This window comes from Phenylobacterium sp. (genome assembly GCF_035309685.1).
GTDB lineage: Bacteria > Pseudomonadota > Alphaproteobacteria > Caulobacterales > Caulobacteraceae > Phenylobacterium.
The window spans coordinates 57,011-79,717 of record NZ_DATGEX010000007.1 but is presented as its reverse complement, the minus strand read 5'-3'; the positions used below and the strand labels follow the sequence as shown (position 1 = coordinate 79,717).

At 68.4% G+C, this 22,707-nt stretch carries 15 protein-coding genes; 9 read left to right on the top strand and 6 right to left on the bottom strand.

Translation table 11 applies throughout. The features are described from left to right. A partial coding sequence (locus VKQ35_RS01650) for a threonine/serine exporter family protein (RefSeq protein ID WP_324358306.1) occupies positions 1 to 298 on the top strand: 298 nt, incomplete at its 5' end. A 16-nt stretch (positions 299 to 314) separates the two neighbouring features. Then, the gene (locus tag VKQ35_RS01645) at positions 315 to 1,046 is read left to right on the top strand and encodes a YoaK family protein (RefSeq protein ID WP_324358305.1); all 732 of its coding nucleotides are present in this window, start codon (positions 315 to 317) and stop codon (positions 1,044 to 1,046) included. A 91-nt stretch (positions 1,047 to 1,137) separates the two neighbouring features. Here the strand turns inward: VKQ35_RS01645 and gdhA are convergent, their stop codons facing one another. Continuing rightward, complete coding sequence (gene gdhA, locus VKQ35_RS01640) at positions 1,138 to 2,499, bottom strand: NADP-specific glutamate dehydrogenase (protein WP_324358304.1); 1,362 nt, start codon at positions 2,497 to 2,499, stop codon at positions 1,138 to 1,140. 200 nt (positions 2,500 to 2,699) lie between these two features. On the opposite strand from gdhA, the gene VKQ35_RS01635 reads away from it, so the two are divergent. From VKQ35_RS01635 to VKQ35_RS01610, 6 genes are all read left to right on the top strand, one after another. Next, positions 2,700 to 4,346 (top strand): acetolactate synthase large subunit, encoded by a 1,647-nt coding sequence (locus tag VKQ35_RS01635; RefSeq protein WP_324358303.1) that lies wholly within the window; start codon positions 2,700 to 2,702, stop codon positions 4,344 to 4,346. 22 nt (positions 4,347 to 4,368) lie between these two features. Continuing rightward, on the top strand, positions 4,369 to 5,817 hold the full coding sequence (locus tag VKQ35_RS01630) for an aldehyde dehydrogenase family protein (RefSeq protein WP_324358302.1): 1,449 nt from the start codon (positions 4,369 to 4,371) through the stop codon (positions 5,815 to 5,817). Positions 5,818 to 5,866: 49 nt separating this feature from the next. Further along, positions 5,867 to 6,700 carry a phosphodiesterase gene (locus tag VKQ35_RS01625; protein WP_324358301.1) on the top strand — a complete coding sequence of 278 codons (834 nt, stop codon included), beginning with the start codon at positions 5,867 to 5,869 and terminating at the stop codon, positions 6,698 to 6,700. Continuing rightward, entirely contained in the window at positions 6,701 to 8,542 is a 1,842-nt protein-coding gene (locus VKQ35_RS01620; protein ID WP_324358300.1) for an adenylate/guanylate cyclase domain-containing protein, read from the top strand. Between the two features lie 23 nt (positions 8,543 to 8,565). After that, complete coding sequence (locus VKQ35_RS01615; protein WP_324358299.1) at positions 8,566 to 9,063, top strand: GNAT family N-acetyltransferase; 498 nt, start codon at positions 8,566 to 8,568, stop codon at positions 9,061 to 9,063. 109 nt (positions 9,064 to 9,172) lie between these two features. Then, positions 9,173 to 9,940, top strand: coding sequence for a PEP-CTERM sorting domain-containing protein (locus VKQ35_RS01610; RefSeq protein WP_324358298.1), 768 nt, complete (start codon positions 9,173 to 9,175; stop codon positions 9,938 to 9,940). A 7-nt stretch (positions 9,941 to 9,947) separates the two neighbouring features. Here the strand turns inward: VKQ35_RS01610 and VKQ35_RS01605 are convergent, their stop codons facing one another. From VKQ35_RS01605 to VKQ35_RS01585, 5 genes are all read right to left on the bottom strand, one after another. After that, a complete protein-coding gene (locus VKQ35_RS01605) occupies positions 9,948 to 11,546 on the bottom strand; it encodes a carboxylesterase/lipase family protein (RefSeq protein WP_324358297.1) in 1,599 nt (532 codons plus the stop codon). Between the two features lie 97 nt (positions 11,547 to 11,643). Beyond that, positions 11,644 to 15,555 carry a multiheme c-type cytochrome gene (locus tag VKQ35_RS01600; protein WP_324358296.1) on the bottom strand — a complete coding sequence of 1,304 codons (3,912 nt, stop codon included), beginning with the start codon at positions 15,553 to 15,555 and terminating at the stop codon, positions 11,644 to 11,646. A gap of 7 nt (positions 15,556 to 15,562) precedes the next feature. Further along, on the bottom strand, positions 15,563 to 17,386 hold the full coding sequence (locus tag VKQ35_RS01595) for a hypothetical protein (RefSeq protein ID WP_324358295.1): 1,824 nt from the start codon (positions 17,384 to 17,386) through the stop codon (positions 15,563 to 15,565). A 4-nt stretch (positions 17,387 to 17,390) separates the two neighbouring features. Next, positions 17,391 to 19,352 (bottom strand): heme-binding protein, encoded by a 1,962-nt coding sequence (locus VKQ35_RS01590; RefSeq protein WP_324358294.1) that lies wholly within the window; start codon positions 19,350 to 19,352, stop codon positions 17,391 to 17,393. Then, a complete protein-coding gene (locus VKQ35_RS01585; RefSeq protein WP_324358293.1) occupies positions 19,349 to 20,710 on the bottom strand; it encodes a multiheme c-type cytochrome in 1,362 nt (453 codons plus the stop codon). Before VKQ35_RS01585 ends, VKQ35_RS01590 begins: the two co-directional genes overlap by 4 nt. Positions 20,711 to 20,940: 230 nt before the next feature. On the opposite strand from VKQ35_RS01585, the gene VKQ35_RS01580 reads away from it, so the two are divergent. Then, positions 20,941 to 22,704, top strand: a complete 1,764-nt coding sequence (locus VKQ35_RS01580; protein ID WP_324358292.1) for a ShlB/FhaC/HecB family hemolysin secretion/activation protein — start codon at positions 20,941 to 20,943, stop codon at positions 22,702 to 22,704. Positions 22,705 to 22,707 lie beyond the last annotated feature (3 nt).

Below are 22,707 nucleotides of genomic sequence, written 5' to 3'. Positions count from 1 at the left end.
GGCCTGCCTGACCGTCGGTCTGGTCCTGACGCCTATCGCCAACCGCCTGCAGATGCCCTTCGCCGCCGTCGGGTTCGCCTCGGTGGTGTCGATGATGCCCGGCGTCTTCCTGTTCCGCATGGCCAGCGGGCTCGTGCAGATCGCCGGCGGTCCGAGCGCGGATCCGTCCGTAATCGGCGAGACTCTGTCCAACGCCGCGACCGCAGCAACCATCGTCCTGGCTATGAGCCTAGGGCTGCTCACGCCGAAACTGCTGATCGACGGCCTGGGTGAACGCGCCCGGCGCCGGGCCCCCTGACTTGCGGAGGAACGCCATGTCCGGGACGAAGTCCGGCGCGGCCGCGGTCTCGCCTCACATTCCCGCGTTTTCGCTTTCGCAGAAACGCCTGCCGGCATTGCTGGCCGTCATCGCCGGCATGGTCGACCTCACCGGCTTCCTCACGCTCGGCAACGTCTTCACCGCCCACGTCACGGGCAATCTGGTGGTGCTGGCCGCTGTGGCCGTGCGGGGCGGCCCGCTCAACCTGGCCCAGGCGCTGGCGGTCCCGACCTTCGTCCTTTCGGTCGCCGCCGTCTGGCTTTTCGCCCGGACCGAGGCGGCGCGAAACGAAGCCCTGACGCGGCGGCTGTTGCTGGTGCAGTTCCTGCTGTTGGCCGGGGTCTTCGCCTTCTGCGTCATCACCCGCCCGTCCGCCGACCCGCATGGGCTGACGGCGGGAGTCGCGGTGCTGGTCGCCGCGTCGGCCATGGCGTGCCAGAACGCGCTGTTGCGCATGACCATCACCGGGGCGCCGTCCACGGCCGTGATGACCGGCAACCTGGTGAGCGCGACCCTTGCCTTGCTGGACGCGCTGTCGCCGGACCCCGCGACGCGAAAGGCCGCCGGCCCGCGCATCGGCAAATTCCTGCCGCTGCTGCTCGGCTTCTTCCTGGGCTGCATCGTTGCGGCCGTGGCCGTTTCCCTGGCCGGGGATTGGGCCTGGTTCATTCCCGCCGCCCTGGCGGGTTTGGTCGTGATGGTGCGATGGACCGCGGCGCCCGGATAGTCCGTCGGCAGAACGGCGGCGAGCCGTCGCTGCGAAGGTCGTTGATCACCCGTGAGCGGGCTCGTCCGCCACGACCGCCTCGCGAAGCCCCCTACACCACCCCATAGGCCAGCATCGCGTCGGCGACCTTCTTGAAGCCGGCGATGTTGGCGCCGCGGACATAGTCGATGACCTTCGAACCCTTGCGGCCGCCGTATTCGACGCAGCGCTCGTGGATGCCGGCCATGATGTCCAGGAGGTGCTGCTGCAGGTCGGCTTCCTTCCAGGAGATGCGGGCCGAGTTCTGGCTCATCTCCAGGCCCGAGACCGCCACGCCGCCGGCGTTGGCCGCCTTGCCGGGCGCGTAGAGGATCTGCGCCTGCTTGAAGACGTGCACCCCGTCCAGGTCGGTGGGCATGTTGGCGCCTTCCGACACCGCGATGCAGCCGTTGGAGACCAGGATCCTCGCCTCCGCCCCGTTGAGCTCGTTCTGGGTCGCGCAGGGCAGCGCCAGGTCGCAGGCCACGCCCCATGGCCGGGCGCCGTCACCGTGGAAGCTGGAGCCCTTGAATTCCTTGACGTACTCCGAGATCCGCCCGCGGCGCTTGGTCTTCAGGTCCTTGATCCAGTCGATCTTGGCCTGGTCGATGCCGGCCGGATCGTGGATGAAGCCTTCGGAGTCCGAGAGCGTCAGCACCTTGCCGCCCAGTTGGGTGGCTTTCTCGGCCGCGTGGGTCGCGACGTTGCCGGAGCCGGAGATCACCACCGTCTTGCCGGCCACGTCATTGCCGACGTTCTTCAGCATGTTCTGCAGGAAATAGACCGCGCCATAGCCGGTGGCCTCGGTGCGGATCAGGCTGCCGCCGTACTCCAGGCCCTTGCCGGTCAGCACGCCGGTGAACTCGTTGGTGATCCGCTTGTACTGGCCGAACATGTAGCCGATCTCGCGGCCGCCCACGCCGATGTCGCCGGCCGGCACGTCCACGTCGGCGCCGATGTGCCGGTAGAGCTCGGTCATCAGGCTCTGGCAGAAGCGCATCACCTCATTGTCGGACTTGCCCTTGGGGTTGAAGTTCGACCCGCCCTTGCCGCCGCCCATCGGGAGGCCCGTCAGCGCGTTCTTGAAGGTCTGCTCGAAGGCCAGGAACTTCAGCACGCTCTCGGTCACCGTCGGGTGGAAGCGGATGCCGCCCTTGTAGGGGCCGATGGCGTTGTTGTTCTGCACCCGCCAGGCGCGCTGCACGCGGATGTTGCCCTTGTCGTCCTCCCAGCAGACCCGGAAGGAGATCACCCGGTCCGGTTCGGCGATCCGGCGCAGGATCTGGGCTTTGTGGTACTGCTCCTTGTCCTGCATGAAATCGAAGATGTCCTCGGCGACTTCCTGCACCGCCTGGACGAACTCCGGCTGGCCCGGATTGCGCTTGCGGACCCCTTCGACGAAGGTTCCGAGATCGACGTGGTCTGTGACAGCCATTGGCGTTACCCCAAAAATTATCTGGCCCGCGCGGGACGCTCCCAGCGCGCCTCAGCCAGTCCCCGACAGGTACATAACAACGTAATCGGCCCAAGCTTAAGCCCATTCGGTGAAGCTTGTTACGCGCGACGTGCGAAGCCTCTTCACAAACCCGACTAAATGACCCCAACTCGCAAACTTCGAGCGAGGGGCGCACGCAAATGACCAAGGCTTCGGATCTCTTTATAGCCTGCCTGGAAGAAGAAGGCGTCGAGTACGTGTTCGGCGTGCCGGGCGAGGAGAACCTCGATTTCCTGGACAGCCTGTCGCGCTCGACCAAGATCAAGCTGATCCTTACCCGGCACGAACAGGGCGCGGGCTTCATGGCCGCCACCTACGGCCGCCACACCGGCAAGGCCGGGGTCTGCGTCGCCACCCTGGGCCCGGGCGCCACCAACTTCGTGACCGCCGCGGCCTACGCCCAACTGGGCGGCATGCCGATGATGATGGTCACCGGCCAGAAGCCGATCAAAAGCTCCAAACAGGGCCGCTTCCAGATCCTCGACGTGGTCGCGATGATGGGGCCGCTGACCAAGTACACCCATCAGCTCGCCTCGGCCGACAACATCCCCTCCCGCATCCGCGAGGCCTTCCGCCTGGGCCAGGAGGAAAAGCCCGGCGCCGTCCACCTGGAGTTCCCCGAGGACGTCGCCCACGAGCAGACCGACTCCACGCCCTTCGCCAAGAGCAACGCGCGCCGTCCGGTCGCCGACGAGAAGTCCATCAAGGCCGCGGCCCGGCGGATCGAGAAGGCCAAGGCGCCGATCCTGGTGATCGGGGCCGGCGCCAACCGCACCATGACCAGCCGGATGCTCACCCAGTTCATCGAGAAGACCGGCATCCCCTTTGTCTCGACCCAGCTCGGCAAGGGCGTGGTCGACGAGACCAGCCCGAAGTTCATGGGCTGCGCGGCGCTCTCGGCCGGCGACTTCGTGCACCGGGCCATCGGGGCGGCCGACCTGATCATCAACGTCGGCCACGACGTGATCGAGAAGCCGCCCTTCTTCATGCAGAAGGGTGGCGCGGAGGTGATCCACATCAACTTCCGCTCGGCCGAGGTCGATCCGGTCTACTTCCCGCAGTACGAGGTGATCGGCGACATCGGCAACGCCATCTGGCAGATCAAGGAAGACATCTTGCCCCAGGCCCACTGGAACTTCTCCAAGATGGAGAAGGCGCGGGCCGCGGAGGTGGCGCACACGGCCGAGCAGGTCGACGACATGCGCTTCCCGGTCTACCCGCAGCACCTGGTCGCGCAGATCCGCAAGGCCATGCCGCCCAACGGCATCATCTGCCTGGACAACGGGGTCTATAAGATCTGGTTCGCGCGCAACTACCCGGCGCGGATGACCAACACCGTCCTCTTGGACAATGCGCTCGCCACCATGGGCGCCGGCCTGCCCAGCGCCATGGCGTCCTCGATGGTCTACCCGGACCGCAAGGTCATGGCGATCTGCGGCGACGGCGGCTTCATGATGAACAGCCAGGAGATGGAGACCGCCGTCCGGCTGAAGCTCAACATCACCGTGCTGATCCTCAACGACAATTCCTACGGCATGATCCGCTGGAAGCAGGCCAACATGGGCTTCAAGGACTGGGGGTTGACCTACAACAACCCCGACTTCGTGAAGTACGCCGAGAGCTACGGGGCCAACGGCTACCGCGTCGAAGCGGCGGCCGACCTGCCGGGGATCCTGGAGAAGTGCCTGAACTCCCCGGGCGTCAACCTGATCGAGGTGCCGGTGGATTACTCGGACAACGACCGCATCCTGAACAAAGAGATCAAGGAGCTGAGCGCGAAGGTCTAACGACCAAGCGCTCCGTCCCGCCATGGCAGCCCCTGCCCTCAAATCCAGCTATCCGCTGTACCTCGCCAACGAAGCGAAGACGCCCAACCAGGATCTGGTGGTCACCGACAAGTTCACCGGCAAGCCGGCGACGCGGGTGGCCCAGGCCGACGCCGCCACCATCGACGCCGGCATCGCCGCCTGCGTCGAGGCCGCCGAGCCGATGGCGAAGATGGCCGCCTACGAACGCCAGGCGGTGCTGGCCCATTGCGTCACCCGCTTCCAGGAGCGGTTCGACGAGCTGGCCATGGCGCTCTGCATCGAGGCCGGCAAGCCGATCCGCGATTCCAGGGGCGAGGTCACCCGCCTGATCGACACCTTCCGGATCGCCGCCGAGGAAAGCGTGCGGATCACCGGCGAGGTGCAGCCGCTGGACATCTCGCCCCGCGCCAAGGGCTATCAGGGCATGTGGAAGCGGGTGCCGATCGGGCCCTGCTCGTTCGTCTCGCCGTTCAACTTCCCGCTGAACCTGGCGGCCCACAAGATCGCGCCGGCGCTCGCCGTCGGCTGCCCGTTCGTGATGAAGCCGGCGTCGCGCACTCCACTGGGCGCGCTGATCATCGGCGAGGTGCTGGCCGAGACCGATCTGCCCAAGGGCGCGTTCTCGATCCTGCCGGCCCACCGCGAGGGCGCGGACCTGTTCACCACCGACGATAGGCTTAAGCTGTTATCCTTCACCGGCTCGCCGGACGTGGGCTGGGACCTGAAGGCGCGCGCCGGCAAGAAGAAGGTGGTGCTGGAGCTGGGCGGCAACGCCGCGGTGATCGTCGACGAGGACATCACCGGCGCCGACCTCGACGACGCGGTCGAGCGGATCATCTTCGGCGCCTTCTACCAGTCGGGCCAATCCTGCATCGGCGTGCAGCGGATCATCATCCACGCCAAGGTCTACGACGAGCTGCGCGACCGGCTGGTGGCCAAGACCAAGACCCTGATCGCGGGCGACCCGAAGGATGAGCAAACCTTTATTGGGCCGATGATCGACGTGAAGGAGGCGACCCGCCTGGATAACTGGATCCAGGCCGCGGCGGCCAGCGGCGCCAAGATCCTGTGCGGCGGCAAACGCGAGGGCGCCATGCTGGAAGCCACCCTCATGGAGGGCGTCGGCCGCGACGCCAAGCTCTATGCCGAGGAGGCGTTCGGCCCCGTCGCGATCCTGTCGAAGTTCGACAATTTCGAAGCAGCACTGGACGAGGTCAACGACTCGAAGTTCGGTCTCCAGGCTGGACTGTTCACCCGCGATCTCTTCCGCACCCTGACGGCTTGGGACAGGCTGGACGTGGGCGGCGTGGTGGTAGGCGATGTGCCCAGCTACCGGGTCGACAACATGCCTTACGGCGGCGTGAAGGACTCGGGGCTGGGGCGTGAGGGCGTGAAATTCGCCATGGAAGACATGACGGAAATTCGGAACTTGGTCATCCGTCGGCGCTAAAGCCACGTACTTCGTAGATGGTAAAGTGCGTAAGGCCGGGGAGAAGCCTGTGTTAACCATCGCGCAGATCACAGACCTGCATGTCACGACAGGTCAGGATCCGCTGAACCAGCTGCGCAATGAACAGCGTTTGCGCCAGGTGCTGCGGACGATTCACGAGCTGCGGCCCAGGCCCATCGCGATCATCGCGTCCGGCGATCTGGTGGACCATGGCGACCCGGCCGAGTACGCCGAGCTCAAGCGAATCCTCAGCGGCTGCGAAATCCCGATCTACTACGCGGTCGGCAACCACGACCGCCGCCAGCCGTTCCTCGACGCCTTCGGCGGCGCAAGCGCGCCCACCGACGCCAACGGCTTCGTCCAGTACGCGGTCGATTTCGAGGGGCTGCGGATGGTGGTCTGCGACACCCTGGAAGAGGGCCGCGACCGGTCCGGGTTCTCGGCCGAGCGCGCCGAATGGCTCGCGCAGACTCTGGACGCCCAGCCCGACACGCCGACCATCGTGGTGATGCACCATCCGCCGATCCTGTCGGGCGTGCGCTGGATGGACCCAGACCCGAACGCGCCCTGGATCGGCGAATTGGCCGACGCGATCCGCGGCCGCGATCAGGTCCGCGTCGTGCTTTGCGGCCACGTGCACCGCGCCTTCCACGGCCTCCTGGCCGGCCAGGTGGTGGCGACGGCGCCGGCGACCTCGATCCAGGTGACGCTGAACCTGTCGCCGGTCGACATGGAGCGGCCCGATGGCCGCGAGATCCTGGTGGCCGAGCCGCCGGGCTATGTGCTGGTAGTGGCCGACGAGGGCCGCGTCACGACCCACGTCTGCGTCGCCGGAGAGTTCGAGCCGGCCGTGGCCTATACCCGCCCGTTCGGCTTCGACTAGATGGCCGCCCGGCCCGAAGGCCTGTTCAAGCGCTTTGTGGCCTATCTGTCGGCCGTGCGCGCGGCGCGCGGCGCCTGGGCCGACGTCGCCGTGATGGCCGGCGTCGCCCTCGCCGCCACGCTCGCGGCCATGTTGCTGCGCGCCACCCCGCCCTTCCAGGCCATGGAGAACCTGACCTACGACTATCGCATCGCGCTGATGGCGCCGCCGGCGCAGAACGACTTCGTGATCATCAAGATCGATGACGCGGCCACCAAGGCGATGAGCGACGCCTCGCCCTGCCATTGCTCGGCCCCGATCAACAAGGCCTGGCTGGGCGACCTGATCGCGGCGCTGGACGCCAAGGGCGTCAAGGCCGTCGGCGTCGACTACCTGCTGGACACCTGGTCGACGCCGCAGGAGTTCCAGGATTTCAACGCCCGTATCGCGAAGACCAAGGCCCCGATCGTGGTCGCGGTCGACCCGTCGTATAAGGCTGGCGTCGACTATCCGGTCTCGCCCAAGCTGATCTATTCCGACGCTCGCGCCCTGACCCACACCGACTATGACAACATCATCCGCCACTACGACCCCAAGCCCAGCGCCAACTATTCCCTGGCGGCCCGGGTGGGCATGGCGGCCGTTGGCCTCAAGCCGCCGACGCATCTCTTCCTGATCCGCTATCGCCGGGCCGATCCGCATGTCACCGCGGAGAACGCCGGCGCCATCAGCCCCTCCTATTCCGCGGCCTTCGTCCCCTTCCTCCCGGAAGCCCTGCTGAAGGGCAAGATCGCCTTCATCGGCGACGTGACCCGCTCGGCCGGCCCCGACGCTGACTCGCCGAAGGAAGACCTGCACGAGACGCCGCTGCGGTTCACCAAGGGCCACGTCATGGGCACGCCCGGCGTCGAGGTGCATCTGCACGCCCTGTCGCAGATGATGGCGGGCGACCGCATCCACATGCCCGGCGGGCTGATCGTCGAGCTGATCGTCCTGGCCGCCGCGCTTGGCGGCGCGGCCATGGGCCGAGGCGCGCTGAAGTGGTGGGCGTCCATCGGTATCGTCCTGGGCGCCCTGGTGCTGGCCGTCGGAGCCGCGGTCGCGCTGTTCTATTCGTTCGATTTCGTCGCCCCGATGACCTCGCCGGTGGTGAGCTTCGCCTTCGCCTTCTTCGTGATGAGCCGGCTGGAAGCCGCCGAACTGCAGAACCAGCGCGCCTTCTACTCCTCGACGCTGGAGCGCTACCTAGCCCCGCAGGTCATCGACCGCATCGTCGAAGGCCGCGAAGCGGTGAAGATCGGCGCCGAGGCGCGCGAGATCACCGTCATGGTCTCCGACCTGGAGAACTTCTCGAACCTGGTCGCCACCCTGCCGGTCGACACCTTCGCCGAGGTGATCAACGGCTACTTCGATGGGCTGATCGAGATCCTCTGGAAGCACGAGGCGATGATCGACAAGATGACCGGCGACGGCCTGATCGTGCTGTTCGGCGCGCCGGTGGTGTTCCCCGACCACGCCGACCGGGCCATCGCCTGCGTCCGCGAGATCGACGTCTTCGCCGAGGAGTACCGCAAGAAGATGCTCGAGAAGCACGGCATCTTCGGCCACACGCGGATGGGGCTGGATTCCGGCATCGGCCTGGTCGGCAACTTCGGCGGCGAGCGGCGGTTCAACTACACGGCCTACGGGGAGGTGGTGGTGATCGCGGCCCGGCTGGAGGCGGCCAACAAGACCTTCGGCACCCGCATCCTGTTCTCCGCCGAGACCCTGCGGCTGGCGCCCAACGCCGGCGAGACCCGCGCCGTCGGTGAAATCGACCTCAAGGGCGTGCCGATCCCCATCGAGGCCTACACCGCGATCTGATGGCGGCCTTGGATGCAGGCCTCGTGATCGAAACCCAACGCCTGCGGCTGCGGCGCGCGCGCCCAGACGACCTGGCCGCCCTGCACGCGATCCTCAGCCATCCCCAGGCCATGCGCTACTGGTCGAGCCTGCCGCACAACGACATCGCGCAGAGCCGCGAATGGCTCGCGAACATGATCGCCTCGCCCTCGGCGGAGAGCGACGACTTCATCGTCGAGCTGGATGGCCAGGTGATCGGCAAGGCCGGCTGCTGGCGCCTGCCTGCGGTCGGCTACATCCTGCACCCGGACTACTGGGGCCGCGGCCTGGCCACGGAGGCGCTGGCCGCGGCCATCGCCCACGTCTTTGCCAACTTCGAGGTTCCGGCGCTCACCGCCGACGTCGATCCGCGCAATACCGGCTCCCTCGCCCTGCTCGGCAAGCTGGGGTTCCACGAGACCCATCGGGCGGCGCGCACCTGGCGGATCGGCGAGGAATGGTGCGACAGCGTCTATCTAGCGTTGTCCCGACCCCGAGGCTGATCCTCCGTAATCGGACGACTACAGGCGAAAAGCACAAATCAGAGTTGTATCGTCACATACCCTTGATATGGTCAACGCGCGATCAATCGGGATCGTCGGGAGATAGGCGATGAAGACGCGAGTTTTGCTGGCCGGCGCAACCTTCGCTTTGGGATTGGCGGGCGCCGCCCAGGCGAACCCTTTGCTGAGTGACAGCTTCAATGGCCCCACCCTCGGCAGCCCCGGCGCCGTGGGCGACGGTTTCGCCATCGGACCGTCTTCACACGCCAGCGTGTCCGGGGGCCTCGCCTTCGTGGGCGGCGCGGCGGGCGCGGCCGATCAGAACATCTACAGCCTGGACACCTTCAACCCGACCGACACGACGCTGACCTGGCAGGTGAACAGCCGGCCGGACATCGGCGCGGCGGGCGTGATGGTCGGCTGGGGCCAGCCCGGGATCAGCGAATGCGCGGGCTGCGGTCCGGAGATCTGGCTGGAAGCGCGCGACGACCGGACCGTGTTCGACATCGTCGATAACAACGGCCTGTTCCGCTACGTCAGCCAGGGGCCTATCGGCGGCACGGGTCCCCTGACCATGACCCTGTCACTGACCGCGACGACCTGGGCGTTCGATATCACCAACGGCGTGAACTCAATCGCCCACAACGGGACCTTCGCGGCCGGCTTCGGCATCGGCGACGTCATCGCCGCCTCCGGAGGCAACCTCAGCACCTTCGCCTCGGTGCGCAGCGATGCGCCGTCCCTTGGCGATGGCGGCAGCTTCAGCAGCGTGAACGTCGCGGCCGTTCCGGAACCCGGCGAATGGGCGCTCGTGCTGATGGGCTTCGGCGGCCTCGGCCTCGCCCTGCGCCGCCGCCGGGCCGTCCGCGCCGCCTGAGTCCCGGCTACTTCGGCTGCGCCGCCGCGGTCAGATCCATACGCGCCCTCAGGGGGTCCGGCTGCGCCTTCGCAGCGCCGTCGCGCTGGAAGATCATCAGTTCGTCCCTGGCCGCCGAGTAACGCGGCCAGGGCGGCAGGCCGGCGCCATTGGGGTCGCCGGTCTTGGCGAAGTTCAGCCAATAGCTGTGGATGGTGCGGGCCACCGCCTCATCCTTGGCGCTGGCCTCGCCCGAGTGGGTGGGCGTGACCATGGCGATGTAGCCCGGACCGTATTTGTCGAAGACGAAGGGGATTTCCGAGGCGTGCGGCGCGCCGTTGGGCGAGCGGGCCGTCAGGGCGTCACCCACATAGTCGAAGCGGAACTCGTGGGCCGGCAGGCCTTGGGCCGCGAAGGTGGCGGCGTCGAACCGCGCCGGCTCCTCCATCAGCTGGTCCATGCCGACCTTGGCGCGGACCCTGGCCAGGTTTCCGGTCCCATCCGGATCGTAGGCCGCCAGCGCCTTGGCCTTGTTGGCCCCGAAGGGCGCCATCAGGGCGTCCATGGTCGGCGAGGTGTTGAAGCCGAGGTCGGCGCCATTGGCCCCGGTCATCAGGGCGACCTTGGCCTGGCGGCGGCCGAGGTAGGCGGCCTGCGGTGTCTCGACCACCAGCTTCCCGTCGGTCACCGGGCCCGGATAGGTCGCGGCGTTGGCGTTGGAGGTGAACATGTTGAGGTTGCCGGTGACCGCCGCGGCCGGCAAGGCCCGCAGCCTGGCGAGCGCCGCGGCGTCGGTCCCCGCGATGCCCTGCGCCTTGGCGAAGGCCAAGCCGGTGGCCTCGGCCGCCGCCACGCTGGGCGCGGCGCCCTCGTTGCTGCGGCCGCCGCCGCTCTCGACGATGGCCCGCTGGAACAGGCCCTTGCCCATCGGCGAGGCGATCAGCGTGTGGACCGAGAACCCGCCCGCGGACTCCCCGAACAGAGTCACCTGCTTGGGGTCGCCGCCGAAGGCTGAGATGTTGCGCTGGACCCACTTGAGGGCCGCGAGCTGGTCCATGTAGGCGTAGTTGACCTTCAGCTCGTCCGGATGCTCGGCGGTGAGCGCCGGGTGGGCGAAGAAGCCGAAGCGGCCCAGGCGGTAGTTGAGGCTGACGAAGACCACGCCTTCGCGGGCGAACTGGTCGCCCTGGTAGATCGCCGGCTGGCTGCCGCCGTTGACGAGGCCTCCGCCATAGATCCAGACCATCACCGGCAGCTTCTTCCCCGCCTTTTCCTGGGCCGAGGTTTCGGCGGGCCGCCAGACGTTGAGATAGAGGCAGTCTTCGCCCAGGTCCGTGCCCATGCCCGGGTCGCCCTTCACCTCGGCCTGCAGGCAGTCGTGGCCGTTCTTCAGCGCGGGCCGCACGCCGGTCCAGGGCTTGGCCTTCTGCGGCGGCCGCCAGCGCAGGTCGCCCACCGGCTGCTCGGCGAAGGGAATGCCTTTGAAGGCGACAACCCCGTCGCCGGCCGCGCCTTGGAGCTGGCCACTCTCGACCTTGACGGTCGCGGGGGCCGGCGCGGCGGAGGCTCCGGCCGCGAACAGGATGGCTGAGATCGCCATGGAGAGCGGCAGCAAGCGCCTGAACATCGAAGCCCCCAGAAGGCCGCGGCTCTCGGATGGCCGCGTCTCGATGAGCATGCGGGGCCGACGCCGGGGACGACAAGGCCTAATCGCGGTAGACGGCTCAGCGCCCGGCCGAGACCCAGGCGGTGAAGTCGGGGTCGTCGGTCACGCGGTAGGGCCGGTCGAAGGCGTCGATGAAGAAGTGCTCCATCTCGTCGCGGTGGAAGGGCCGCGAACCCAGGCGGCCGAAGACGGCGATCTGGTGGCCGGTCTCGTCGACCGCGCGGTCGCGGTCGAGGCCCTTCGAAAGCGCGAGCGCGGGCGAAGCGGTCCTGGCCCAGGCGATCAGCTCGGGCTTGGGCGCGGGCGAGAAGCCGTAGAAGTTGGGCTGGCTCGACGGGCTGGTCAGCTGGATCACCTTCAGGCCGTTCTTGCCGTCGGCGACATAGGCGAAGAACGAGGCGTTGGTGGAGGCCACCACCACGTCCTCGGCGTCGTTCATCTGCCCGCCGAAATCGACCTTCTGGTAGATCTTCGGATGCTCGGGCTGCTTCACGTCGACGATCACCAGCCCGTCCTTCTTGGCCGCCACATAGGCGTAGGTGCGGGCGATGTAGACCCGCCGGGCATCGGCCAACGGCACGGTCGCGCCAGCCACCAGCACGGGCTTTTCGAGCCGGGTCACGTCGACCACTTCCAGGCCGCGGGCGTCGGTGACCCACAGGTAGCGGAACTGCAGCGCGCTCGCCCGCACGTCGGGGAGCGCCAGCGTGGTCACGTGGCGGGGCTTCAGCGGATCGTTGAGGTCCAGCACCACCAGGCCGGCGTCGGCGGCGATGTAGGCGTAGTGGCCGCCCAGCGTGATGTGCCGCGCGCCCTTCAGCAGGTTGCCCGGGTTCCAGGTGAGCGCGCGCTTCAGGTTGTTGTTGCGCGGGTCGCCGTCCGAGAGCGTGTCGACGTTGACCTCGATCAGGCCCTCTTCGGCGTCGGTGATGAAGGCGTAGTGGTAGATCGGGTGGAACGGCTGCTCCTGGTTCTCCGTCTGCATCAGCGGCGTGTTGCGCCCGGGCGCGATCGACTGGTTGGTCGGGATCGCCATGCAGGTCGCGTTCTTCGACGCGATGTGGGTGTCGTCGCCCAGCGGCGAGAAGGGCGCCGTCAGGATCTTGTCGGAGATGTCCTTGTTGGCGATCGAGGCGATGTCATAGGCGCGGAAGCCGCCCCGGCCCTCGGCCACGTACATGTATTCGCCGCGCTGCTGCAGGCAGCGCGCCGCGCCGCCGGTCTTGTGGGTGACGTTGTTGATGTCCTCGGCCGCATCGGCCTCGCCGCCGCTCAGGCCCTTCTGGAAGGGCTTGCCGCGGCGCCAGTTGATCAGCTCGCGGTGGTTCTTCTCCACATGCAGCTTGTAGAAGTCGGGGTAGGCGTACTTCTGCAGGTAGGAGCCGAACACCGCCTGCGGTTCGTTCCACTCGGTGACCCGCACCGCCTCGATGCCCTGGTCCAGGCCCACCCAGGCGTGCATGCCCACGAAGTTCATGGTGTTGGTGCCGAGCAGCAGCAGCTGGGCCATGATGGCGTTGTTGTCGTTGGCTTCCGAGACGTGGCAGTCGCTGCAGGTCTTGGTCTCGGTCTTGCGGACCGTGTGGGCGAAGTGCGGCGCGAACGCCTGGCTGGAATAGCCGCTCGCCGCGATCGGCGGCTGCTGCACATAGATCCGCTCGCGGTTGATGTTGGTCGAGGACAGCACCAGCGCCGAGGATGAGCGCACGGGCGCGACGGTGTGCCCCTTCACCGTCGAGTGGACGCCGAGCTGGAACACGTCGTCGCGCGCCACCTGCGGGTTGTAGGTCGCGTAGTTCCGCGTCTCCTCGCCCTCGTACTTGTGGCTGGTGGTCTTCCAGTTGGCCTCGATGGGCAGGTGGCAGCCGCCGCAGGACGTCGTCCACGAGGTGTGGCAGGCGTAGCATTCCATCTCGCCGTCCTTGTGGGCGAGGTTGGACTTGTCGACGCCGGGGCCCCATTGGAACGGCTTGCCGTCGGCGGCGATCTTGCCCATCAGCTTGGCGCGGGCGGCCTTGGGGTTGAAGTCGGGGCTGGACCGGTCGACCGAGTCCTTCACCAGATGGATCTGCCACTCGATCTTCGGGTCGATGATCGAGCGCTGCATCAGGACGCGGCGGCCATCCTTCTCCACCCATTCGAAGCGCCGCTGGCCATCGGGGTTGCGCAGCTGGGTGAGGTCGGTGCCGGACGGGCTCGCGGCCACGTTGGAGGTCTTCAGCGTCGGATAGGCCGAGATGGTGCCGTGACAGTCGCGGCAGCCGATCTCCACGGCGTTGGCGACTTCACCGGTGATCAGGCCCGAGCCATGGCTGTCCTGGGCGAAGTGGCAGTCGGCGCACTGCATGCCCTTCTCGGCGTGGATGTCCATCATGTGGACCGCCTTGCCGGCCTGGCTGCCCGGCTCGGCGAACTTGCCAGCGCCGGCCTTGCGCCACTTCTCGGGGTCGTCGTTGGCGACGATCTTGCCGTCGGCGTCCAGCAGGTTGCCCTCGCGGTCGCGCTTGAAGATCGCCCGGAAGTTCCAGCCGTGGCCGTGATAGTCGGCGAACTGGGTGTCGTGCAGCTTGGGGTTCAGGTCGAAGACGTTGCGCAGGAAGTCGAGGCTCGACCACAGGCCGCGCGGAGCGGCGCCTTCCGGATTGCGGTCCAGGACCTTGCGCATCTCGGCCGCGGTCGGATAGCGCTGCCGCTCCGGCCACATGAACGGCGCGTCCGACTCGTAGTCCCACATCGTGTAGCCGTAGTAGGTGTTCAGGAACATGTTCGGCTGGTGCATGTGGCAATTCATGCACTGCGAGGTCGGGATCGAGCGGGTGAAGGCGTGCTCGATGGGGTGGCCGCTCTCGGTCTTGCTGATCGTCGGGTCCACCGTCGCCGACTGGCCGTCCCGGCCGTACTTCGCCCAGGTCAGCGAATGGGTCGGTTCGCGGTCGTTGGCGTAGACCACGTGGCAGCCGGCGCAGCCCGACGAGCGATAGTCGCCCGGCTGGTCGTTGGTGCCCAGGAACCACATGAAGGGGTCGTTCAGGCGGGTCTTGTGGACGTTGAGCACGGGAATCGCCACGCGCAGGCCGGTGCCCGGACCGCGGTTCGATTGGCGGATGTCGGGGCGCCCCGGTTCTTCCAGCTTCTGCAGCTCGCCCACCGAGTCCGGCAGGCCGATTTCCGGGAAGGTCGGGTTGATGGTGCGCCCGCCGCGCTCGAACACCCGGAAGATGTCGCTGGGCGGCGTCACCTGCCAGGTCGGCACCGGATAGAGCGTGCCGATGGCCCCCTTGGCCTTCTGCTCCGGCGTCACCGTGCCGGGCGGCGATCCGGGCGACATCACCCGCGCCGGCTCGCCGTTGTGGGTATAGGCCTCGCCCAGGATGCCGGTCTTGTTGGGCAGGATGCCGTTGTTGTAGGTCGCGCCCTCCAGGAACATGGTCCCGTTGGCCATCAGCGAGCGCTCGGCCTTCTGGATGACCTCCAGGTGGCAGGCGCCGCAGGACTCGCGGGCGACGCGGTAGTCCGACGGGTTCACGAAGCGCACGAACTCCGGCGCCTCGCGGTTCAGCAGCGTGTAGCTCTGCTGCGGCTTGGCCGAGGACGGGAAATGCCAGGCCTTGGGATAGCGCGGCAGGACGTGGGCCTTGTCGCGCAGGGCGGCGTAGGGCGCGGAGTCCTTGGCCAGGCCCGCCGAGGCGGTGACCGTGGCGTCGCCGCCGTGGCAGTCGACGCAGCCCAGCACCACGGCCGAGGACTTGTGCATCGAGGGCGCGTCCGAGGCGGTGTGGCAGCTCTCGCAGCCGACGCTCTTGGCGTGGGCGTCGGCCTCGCTCTCGCCGGCCGGGGCGGGCGCCTGCATGTGGTAGGTGCGCGGGACCGGCTTTTCCTCGTCGCCCGCGGCGCGCAGGGCGACAGGCGCGGCCAGGATCAGCGCCGCCAGCGCCGCCACCCTCCAGCCGAATTTGCCCCACCGCCCCATATCGCCCCTAGAAGTTGAGAATCGCGTTCAGAAGCACCGAATAGTACCGGCTGTCGCCGTTGCTGTTGGACAGAAGATCGCTGAAACCCGAACTGGGCTGGAAGACCGCCACCGAGCCGCGCAGGATCAGGTTCTGGGTCATCTTCGGCCGCCAGATCACCGAGGTCGAATAGTCCCACCCCAGGCTCCTCGGGATCGAGCCCTCGTCGCGCAGGGTGCGCAAGACCGCGGTGTCGTCGAACCACAGGTGGTTGACGTTGACGCTCCAGCGCACCCGCGGCGTCAGGTCCACGTCCGTGCCGACGCCCAGCAGGACCGTGCCGGGGTTATTGAAGTTGGACTGGCCCTCGTCCTTCGACGAGCGCAGGTCGTTCAGGACGCCGTTGCGGCCGTTGATGCCGATGGCGCGGCCGCCGCCGACGAAGAGGATCGACTGGCGGATCCAGTAGCTGGTGTCGGCGCCGGCGAACTGCGGGTTCTCGTAGATCGCGTCGAAGCCGGTTTCCTTGTTGTCGAAGGGATGCTTGTCGCCGCTGGCCCAGAGCGCCGAACCGCGCACCCGGATCCAGTCGAAGTCGTAGGAGGGTTCGACCGCGGCGAACCAGGCCTGAATGTCCGCCGGCTTGTTGGTGAAGATCGAATTGCGGTCGCGGCCGGTGACGCTGTAGGCCGAGCCGGTGAGGTTCAGGCGGCCGATGTGGCCGTCGACGTTGTAGCCCAGGTAGACCGCGTCGTAGTTGCGGCCGCGCTCGTCGCCGATCAGGGCGGGGCGCACCGGGAAGCCGTTGTCGTCGAAGTGGATGCGGCCGGCCTCGCGGTCGCGGTCATAGACCACGCTGACCTGCGAGGTGAGGCCCGGGAACGGCAGGTCCTGGCGGTAGAGGTTGGCGATGAACACCTGGTCGTGTCGCAGCGGCTGGGTGACGTCGTTCAGGCCCGAGTTGGTGTCCTTCTCGAGGCGCTGGAAGAAGGCCAGGTTGTACTGCCACCGGTTGTTGTCGCGGTCGCCGAACAGCCGGATTCCAAGTTGATTGTCCTGGAAAAGAAATCCTCGGAAGTCACTGGAAAATGGTTGGATTCCGACTCGCAGCGAATCGAAGTCGTAGCGGTCCGAGACGTTGCGGATGTGGTAGTCGACGAAGGCTTCCTGCACGCCGACGAAGGTGTCTGTGCGGTGCGTCGGATTGCTCGGGCTGATCGACAGGATCCGCTTCTCGGGAACCTGGGCGTAGTTGTAGTTGAAGGCCAGCGTCAGGCGGAATTCGATCTCCGGCGGCTTGTAGGCGGTCGAGCCCTTGGTAAGCGCGAGGCCCGTGATGAAGGTCTGGGAGCCGACGAAGCTTTCGGTGCGCCCGAAGTTGTCGTTGCTGCCGGGCCTGGCCGTGGTCTGCGCGCCCACCGGCAGCGGGAAGCTGCGCGGCTCGATCACGCTGTCGGAGACGCCGGTGAGCGTGAAGAACCAGTCCTGCGTGCCCTTGATCGGGCGGTCGCCCTTGATGGTGTTCTGGTTGTAGGGGTCGAACCAGCGCGAGTGGACGCCCACCGCCTCGATCAGCCGCCAGCGGTCCGGAACCGGGATCTGATCGGCGGGGAAGGCGTCGGGCGGCGGGGCGTCGATGCCCTTGGGATTGACCTGCGGCGCTTCGGCGGGCGGCAGCTCCTTTGGGCGCCCCGGACGGCGGCGGCCGTCCAGCGGCGCCGGGTCCGGCGGGGGCTCGGCGACCGCGCCTTCAGCGGCGGCGATCAGGTCGCCGATGACGTCAGCCGCCATCGCCCGCTGAGCGAGCGGGAGCGTGCAGATCAGGAGGGCGAAGAGCAGGCCGCTCCGCATTCCCTTATTTTCCCTGACAGACGTTCTGGTCCTGGGTGTCTAGGAACGGTGCAAACGGACAGTTAACGTAAAGTAGCCGCTGCGCCGGCGCCGGACCCACAACCAGCTGATCGGCGCGGATCGCAGCGGGCGCTTCGCTGATGCCGACACGGCTCGAAGCATTGAAAACACCCAGGAAAGCGACCATGTCGTCCTGGTCGATGCCGTCGCCGGACACCCCGATGCCGCCGACCAATTTTCCGCTCCGATAAATCGGCACGCCGCCCGGGAAAATCTGCAGGCCGTTCTGCAGGCGATTCTGACCGGGCGTTGCGTCGGGCAGGAAGGTGCAGCGGGGCGCGGTGTCGCTCGCCGAGGCGCCGGTCACATATTGCAGGTGCTGGCCGAGGTTGGTGAGGATCAGCGCCGACTGCAGGCCGGTGGAGAAGATGCTCCACTGCGAGATCGGCCGCGACAGCGGCCCGTTCGGCCGGCCCTGCTGGCCGTCGGGGAAGAACGGCCGCGCCAGGTTGCCGATCGAGCGCATGCCAAACGCGGTCTTGCCGGTGAGCGCCGCCGGGTCGGGGAAGAAGTCGCGGGTCTTCTGCACGAAGCCGCGGACGTCGGCGCTGGGATCGGCCAAGAGATCGGACGCGGCGGACGCGCCGGAGAAGAAGGTCGCCGAGCGCGCCTTCTGCACGGCCACGTCGGTGCCGAACACCGAGGCGTCCGGCGCGCGCACAAGACCCAGGATCACGCCGTGAGTGTCGGTGACGGCGATCGACATCTGGGCGGTCGAGTCGGCCGGCTGGCGGATCGCGCCCCGCGCGTGATCCATGACCTTGAAGGCTTCTTCCAGGAGCGCGGTCACCTCGGCGGCGCTGAGCGGGGTTCCCACCTCGGCGTCGGTGCCGGCCTTGGGCGGATAGCGGTTCTGGCCCGCGCCGTTGGAGAGGACGAAACCGCCCGGCACCGAGAACTCGGCGCTCGAGGCCTGGCGGACACCCGACGCCTCCTGCCCGAAGATCTGGCCGGCCAGCACCGCGCCGCCCGGATAGTAGCCCGTCACCGCGGTCAGCGTTCCCGTCCCCGCCGGCAGGGCGGCGAAGGCCGGCGCGCTGGTCGGGCTCACCTTCAGGGTGGCGCTGGTGGCGTCGGAATAGCGCAGGGTCGTGCCGGCCAGCGCCACCTTATCGGCGGTGATGGTCGCGGGCGGCGCAAAGCCGTTGGTGGCGGCCAGCGCCACGTTCTCCTCGTCGTCGTTGTCGATGTTGGAGACGTCGGGGTCGAAGGCGTAGTCGCCGTCGGACATCACGCCCACGCCGCCGACCAGGACACCGTTCTTGTAGAGCGGGAAGCCGCCGGGATCGGCCGCCAGGCCCAGCGGCGCCCGCTTGGGCCCGATGAGCGCGCCGGTCCCGCCGGCCGGGCTGAACCGCGCCACCAGGTCCGAGCACGGCAGCGAGGAGAACTGCACCCCGAACAGCGGCCCGCCCTCGAGGCCCGCCGAGGCCGGGGCCGGCGGGAAGTGCTCCTGCACGATCATGCTGGCGGTCCGCGTCGAGAACGCCTGGCCGGCCGAGGACAGATAGGCCCCGGTGATCGCCTTGCTGATCGCCGCCGCGGCCGCCGGCACGACCACGCCCTGCACATCCAGATTGCCGCCCGGACCGGGCCGGATCGTCGCGGTCGCCCGCGCGCCGGTCATCGAATAGACCGCCAGCACATTGCCGACCCGGTCGGTGACCGCGATGACCGCAGGCGTGTTGCGCGCCTTCGCCTCGTTCACCGCCTGGGCGATCACCTGTTGGACGTCGGCGACGCTCAGCGACTCGGCGCCCGGCAGCGCGTAGGGGCCGGCGGTGACGACCGGCGGCGTGGGATTGGTCGGCGTCGACGCGGCCCCGCCGCCGCCGCCGCCGCCGCAGGCGCCCAGCGCCAGGGCCGCGGCGCAGGCCAGGAAGGTTCCGAACGGCCCACGCTTCACTTCAGCCCCCTCACCTTTTCGGCCACGGCCAAGAGCGCCGCGCGCGCCTCGGCGGGATGGAAGGCGTTGGGATCGCGCACCGCAGCATAGGCGCGGTCGAGATCGGGCCGCACGCGGGCGGCCTGGGCGCGGTCGAGAGCGCCGTCGGCCACAAGGCCGTTCAGCAGGGTGTCGGCCGCCATCACCGCCTGCGAGGCCCCGCTATAGTCGGTGTAGCGCCGGGCGGTCTCGCCGCTCAGCAGGCCCTGGAAGATGGCCAGCGTCTCGGCGCGGCTGAAGTCGTGCCGGGCGAAGGCGTCGGCCAGCGACTTCGAGGTCGCGGCCAGCGCCGTCGCCTTGGCCGCCGCCACGCCGCCGTTCTGGGCCAGCGCCTGGTGGAAATCGCGGCTCTCGGTCTCGAAGCGTCCGGCCAGCGCCGGCGCCGCCACCTTCGCCGCGGCCGACAGCATGATCATGTTGGCGTCGTTGAATGGCGGGGCCCCCACCGGGATCGGCCGGCCCGGGTTGGGCTCGGAGACCGGCCGCCACTTGGGATCGTCGGACGAGAACGTCCGGTGGCAGCTCTGGCAGTCGAAGAACACGAAGTCCGGGAAGGCGCCGCCGGTGTGGCGCGGGCCGTAGAGCGTCAGCATCCGGTCGAGCGCCATGGCCTGGCCCACGGCCCAGGTCTTCACCGGACCGGCCACAACCTTGCGCCGCGAGACATAGTCGGCGTCGATGTCGTGGTGCTTCTGCAGACTGGTGAACAGGTCGAGTTCGAAGCTGATCTGCGGGTGGCCGGCGGCCATCAGCCGGTGGCTGACGAACTGGTTCTCGCCCGCGCCGCCGAAATGGCAGTCGAGGCAGCGCGCGGCGCGGGTCTTGGGATCGTCCAGCGCGATCATGCCGCGCCCGACATTGGCGGCGTGGGTCGCGCCCACCGCATAGTGGCTGGCGATCCAGCCGCCGGCCCCGCCGTGGCAGGCCTCGCAGCCGACACCGTCGGAGATCTGGAAGCGGGGGCCGCGCTGACCGGCCGGAGCCGGATCGGCGTGGCAGGCGAGGCAGGCCGGCGCCTTTTCCGCCGGGCCGATGTCCAGGCGCTTGGCGATGGCCTCGGCGCGGGGCTGGGTCAGCACCTTCCAGGCGCGGCTGTGGGCGCCGGCCTCGGTGTGCGGGTCCTGCCAGGTGATCAGCTCGTTCTGGCGCACCACCAGGCCGCTGGCCACCGGGCGGCTATGGCAGGTCGAGCCGGCGCAGGTGGCGACGCCTTCGTGGACGCCGGCGCGGCCGGCCACGGGCTCCGGGTCGGCGAGCACGCGCGGCGCAAGGCTCAGCGCCACGGCCGCGGCAAACGCGGCGCAGAGAAGGCCGATCACTCCGTTTGCGTGTCCCCGCCCCATCGCCGCTCCAACGATGCCCCAGCGGGAATCTTAGCGCCCCGCAGTCGGCTTAGGTAGCAGTAATGCCGGGCCCCGTGAAAGACGCAATGGACGATGCGACGAGAAGTTCGCCTCTGCCGCGAAGTTGCTGTTTATCCAAGAAAACCATTGTAAATTGGCGTTATCCGAAGCATTAGAATCGGCTCGTGTTTGGGGGGAAGCTACGGATGAGGGCGCTTCGCGTAGGCCTCGGTACGCGCACGGTTTTGGCCTTTGCCGCCACCGCGCTCACCGGGTCCGGAGCGGCCTGGGCTCAGACGGCGCCGGGCGGGGCGCCGCCGGGAACCATTCCCCCGTCAGCCGCCGCCACAGGACTTTCGGCCCCGGAACTCAATCCGGCGGCGCGCGTGCCGCGTCTGCAGCCGCGCGATACCGACATCTTCCAGCCGGAACCGCCGGGGCCCTGCCCCTTGGCCGACTCCGACGTGTCGGTGACTCTGGGCGCGGTGACCTTCCGCGGCTCGACGGCGCTGAAGGCGGAAGACTTCGGGCCGACCTACCGCGAATTCATCGGCAAGCCGCAGAAGGTGGGCGTGATCTGCCAGATCCGCGACCGGGCGGCGCAGACGCTGTTCGACCGCGGCATCCTGGCCCGCGTGGAAATTCCAGAGCAACGGATCGCCGGCGGAGCCCTGATCCTCGACGTGATCGAGGCGCATGTGGTCAACGTCCGGGTGCGCGGCGACATCGGCCCGGCCCAGGCCGCGGTCGAGCGCTATGTCGAGAAGCTGCGGGGCATGAAGCCCTTCGACATGAAGAAGGCCCAGCGCTACCTGCTGCTGGCCTCCGATATCCCGGGCGTCCGGGTGCGCGCCGCGATCAAGCCTTCGGTCAGCCCGGAGCGCGGCGCGGTCGACATCGACGTCACGGTCTCGCGCACCGCCTTCAGCGCGGTCGGCAACGCCCAGAACATGGGCTCCAAGACCGTCGGCCGCTGGGGCGGGCTGGTGCGGGGCGATGCGCGCAGCTTCACCCCGCTGGGGGAGGACACCACCCTGGTGGCCTTCCACACCCTCGATTCCAACGAGCAGTGGGTGGTCCAGCTGCAGGAGGCCGCGCGGATCGGCGCCGACGGCCTGATGGTCCACGCCTCCGCGGTCTATGGCGAGAGCCGGCCGGGCGACGTGCTGAAGCCGCTCGACCTGAAGACCACCTCGGCGGTGGGCAATGTGGAGCTCTCCTACCCGCTGATCCGCCGGCGGCGGCTGAACCTCAACATCGCCGGCGGGCTCGACGTCATCAACCAGGAGACCGATCAGGGCGAAGGCCAGGTCGGCGGGGGCGCGCTCACCAAGGACAATGTCCGGGTGGCCTACCTGCGCGCCGATGGCGACATGCGCGCCTACGGCTTCGACAGGAACTTCCTGCTGGACGGTTCGCTCACGCTCCGCAAAGGGCTCACCGGCCTGGGCGCGACCCGCCAGGGCGCGGACCTGGCGACCCGCGAGTTCGCCGCGCCCGACGCCTTTCTGGTGCGCGCCACGGCAGGCGTCAGCGCCCCGGTCGCCGGCCCGATCAGCGCCAGCCTGCGCGCGCAGGCGCAATACTCGGACAAGGCGCTGACGCCCTATGAGCAGATTTCGCTGGGCGATCTCAGCGTCGGGCGCGGCTATGACCCGGCGGTCGTGCTGGGCGACACCGGGGCCGCGGCGGCGCTCGACCTGCGCTACGCCTTCGTGCAGCTCTATCCCCAGATTCTGGCCTCGCCCTTCGTCTTCTACGACCAGGGGTTCGTACACAACAACGAGGCGGGCCTCTCGGGCCTGACCCCCAGCCGGACGCTGCGGTCCTTCGGCGCAGGGGTGACCTTGCGGCTGGCCAACCGGGCCAATCTGGAGCTCACCTACGCCAAGCCGATCGACGCGGTGACGGCCGGGGGCCCGCGGCCCGCGGGGCGCCTGCTCGTCAACCTGACCGCCAGTTTCTTCTAGGGG

Excerpts from the sequence above, each read along its gene's own strand:
- VKQ35_RS01645 (WP_324358305.1), top strand. The coding sequence starts at position 315 with ATGTCCGGGACGAAGTCCGGCGCGGCCGCGGTCTCGCCTCACATTCCC.
- gdhA (WP_324358304.1), bottom strand. The coding sequence starts at position 2,499 with ATGGCTGTCACAGACCACGTCGATCTCGGAACCTTCGTCGAAGGGGTC.
- VKQ35_RS01635 (WP_324358303.1), top strand. The coding sequence starts at position 2,700 with ATGACCAAGGCTTCGGATCTCTTTATAGCCTGCCTGGAAGAAGAAGGC.
- VKQ35_RS01630 (WP_324358302.1), top strand. The coding sequence starts at position 4,369 with ATGGCAGCCCCTGCCCTCAAATCCAGCTATCCGCTGTACCTCGCCAAC.
- VKQ35_RS01620 (WP_324358300.1), top strand. The coding sequence starts at position 6,701 with ATGGCCGCCCGGCCCGAAGGCCTGTTCAAGCGCTTTGTGGCCTATCTG.
- VKQ35_RS01610 (WP_324358298.1), top strand. The coding sequence starts at position 9,173 with ATGAAGACGCGAGTTTTGCTGGCCGGCGCAACCTTCGCTTTGGGATTG.
- VKQ35_RS01605 (WP_324358297.1), bottom strand. The coding sequence starts at position 11,546 with ATGTTCAGGCGCTTGCTGCCGCTCTCCATGGCGATCTCAGCCATCCTG.
- VKQ35_RS01600 (WP_324358296.1), bottom strand. The coding sequence starts at position 15,555 with ATGGGGCGGTGGGGCAAATTCGGCTGGAGGGTGGCGGCGCTGGCGGCG.
- VKQ35_RS01595 (WP_324358295.1), bottom strand. The coding sequence starts at position 17,386 with ATGCGGAGCGGCCTGCTCTTCGCCCTCCTGATCTGCACGCTCCCGCTC.
- VKQ35_RS01580 (WP_324358292.1), top strand. The coding sequence starts at position 20,941 with ATGAGGGCGCTTCGCGTAGGCCTCGGTACGCGCACGGTTTTGGCCTTT.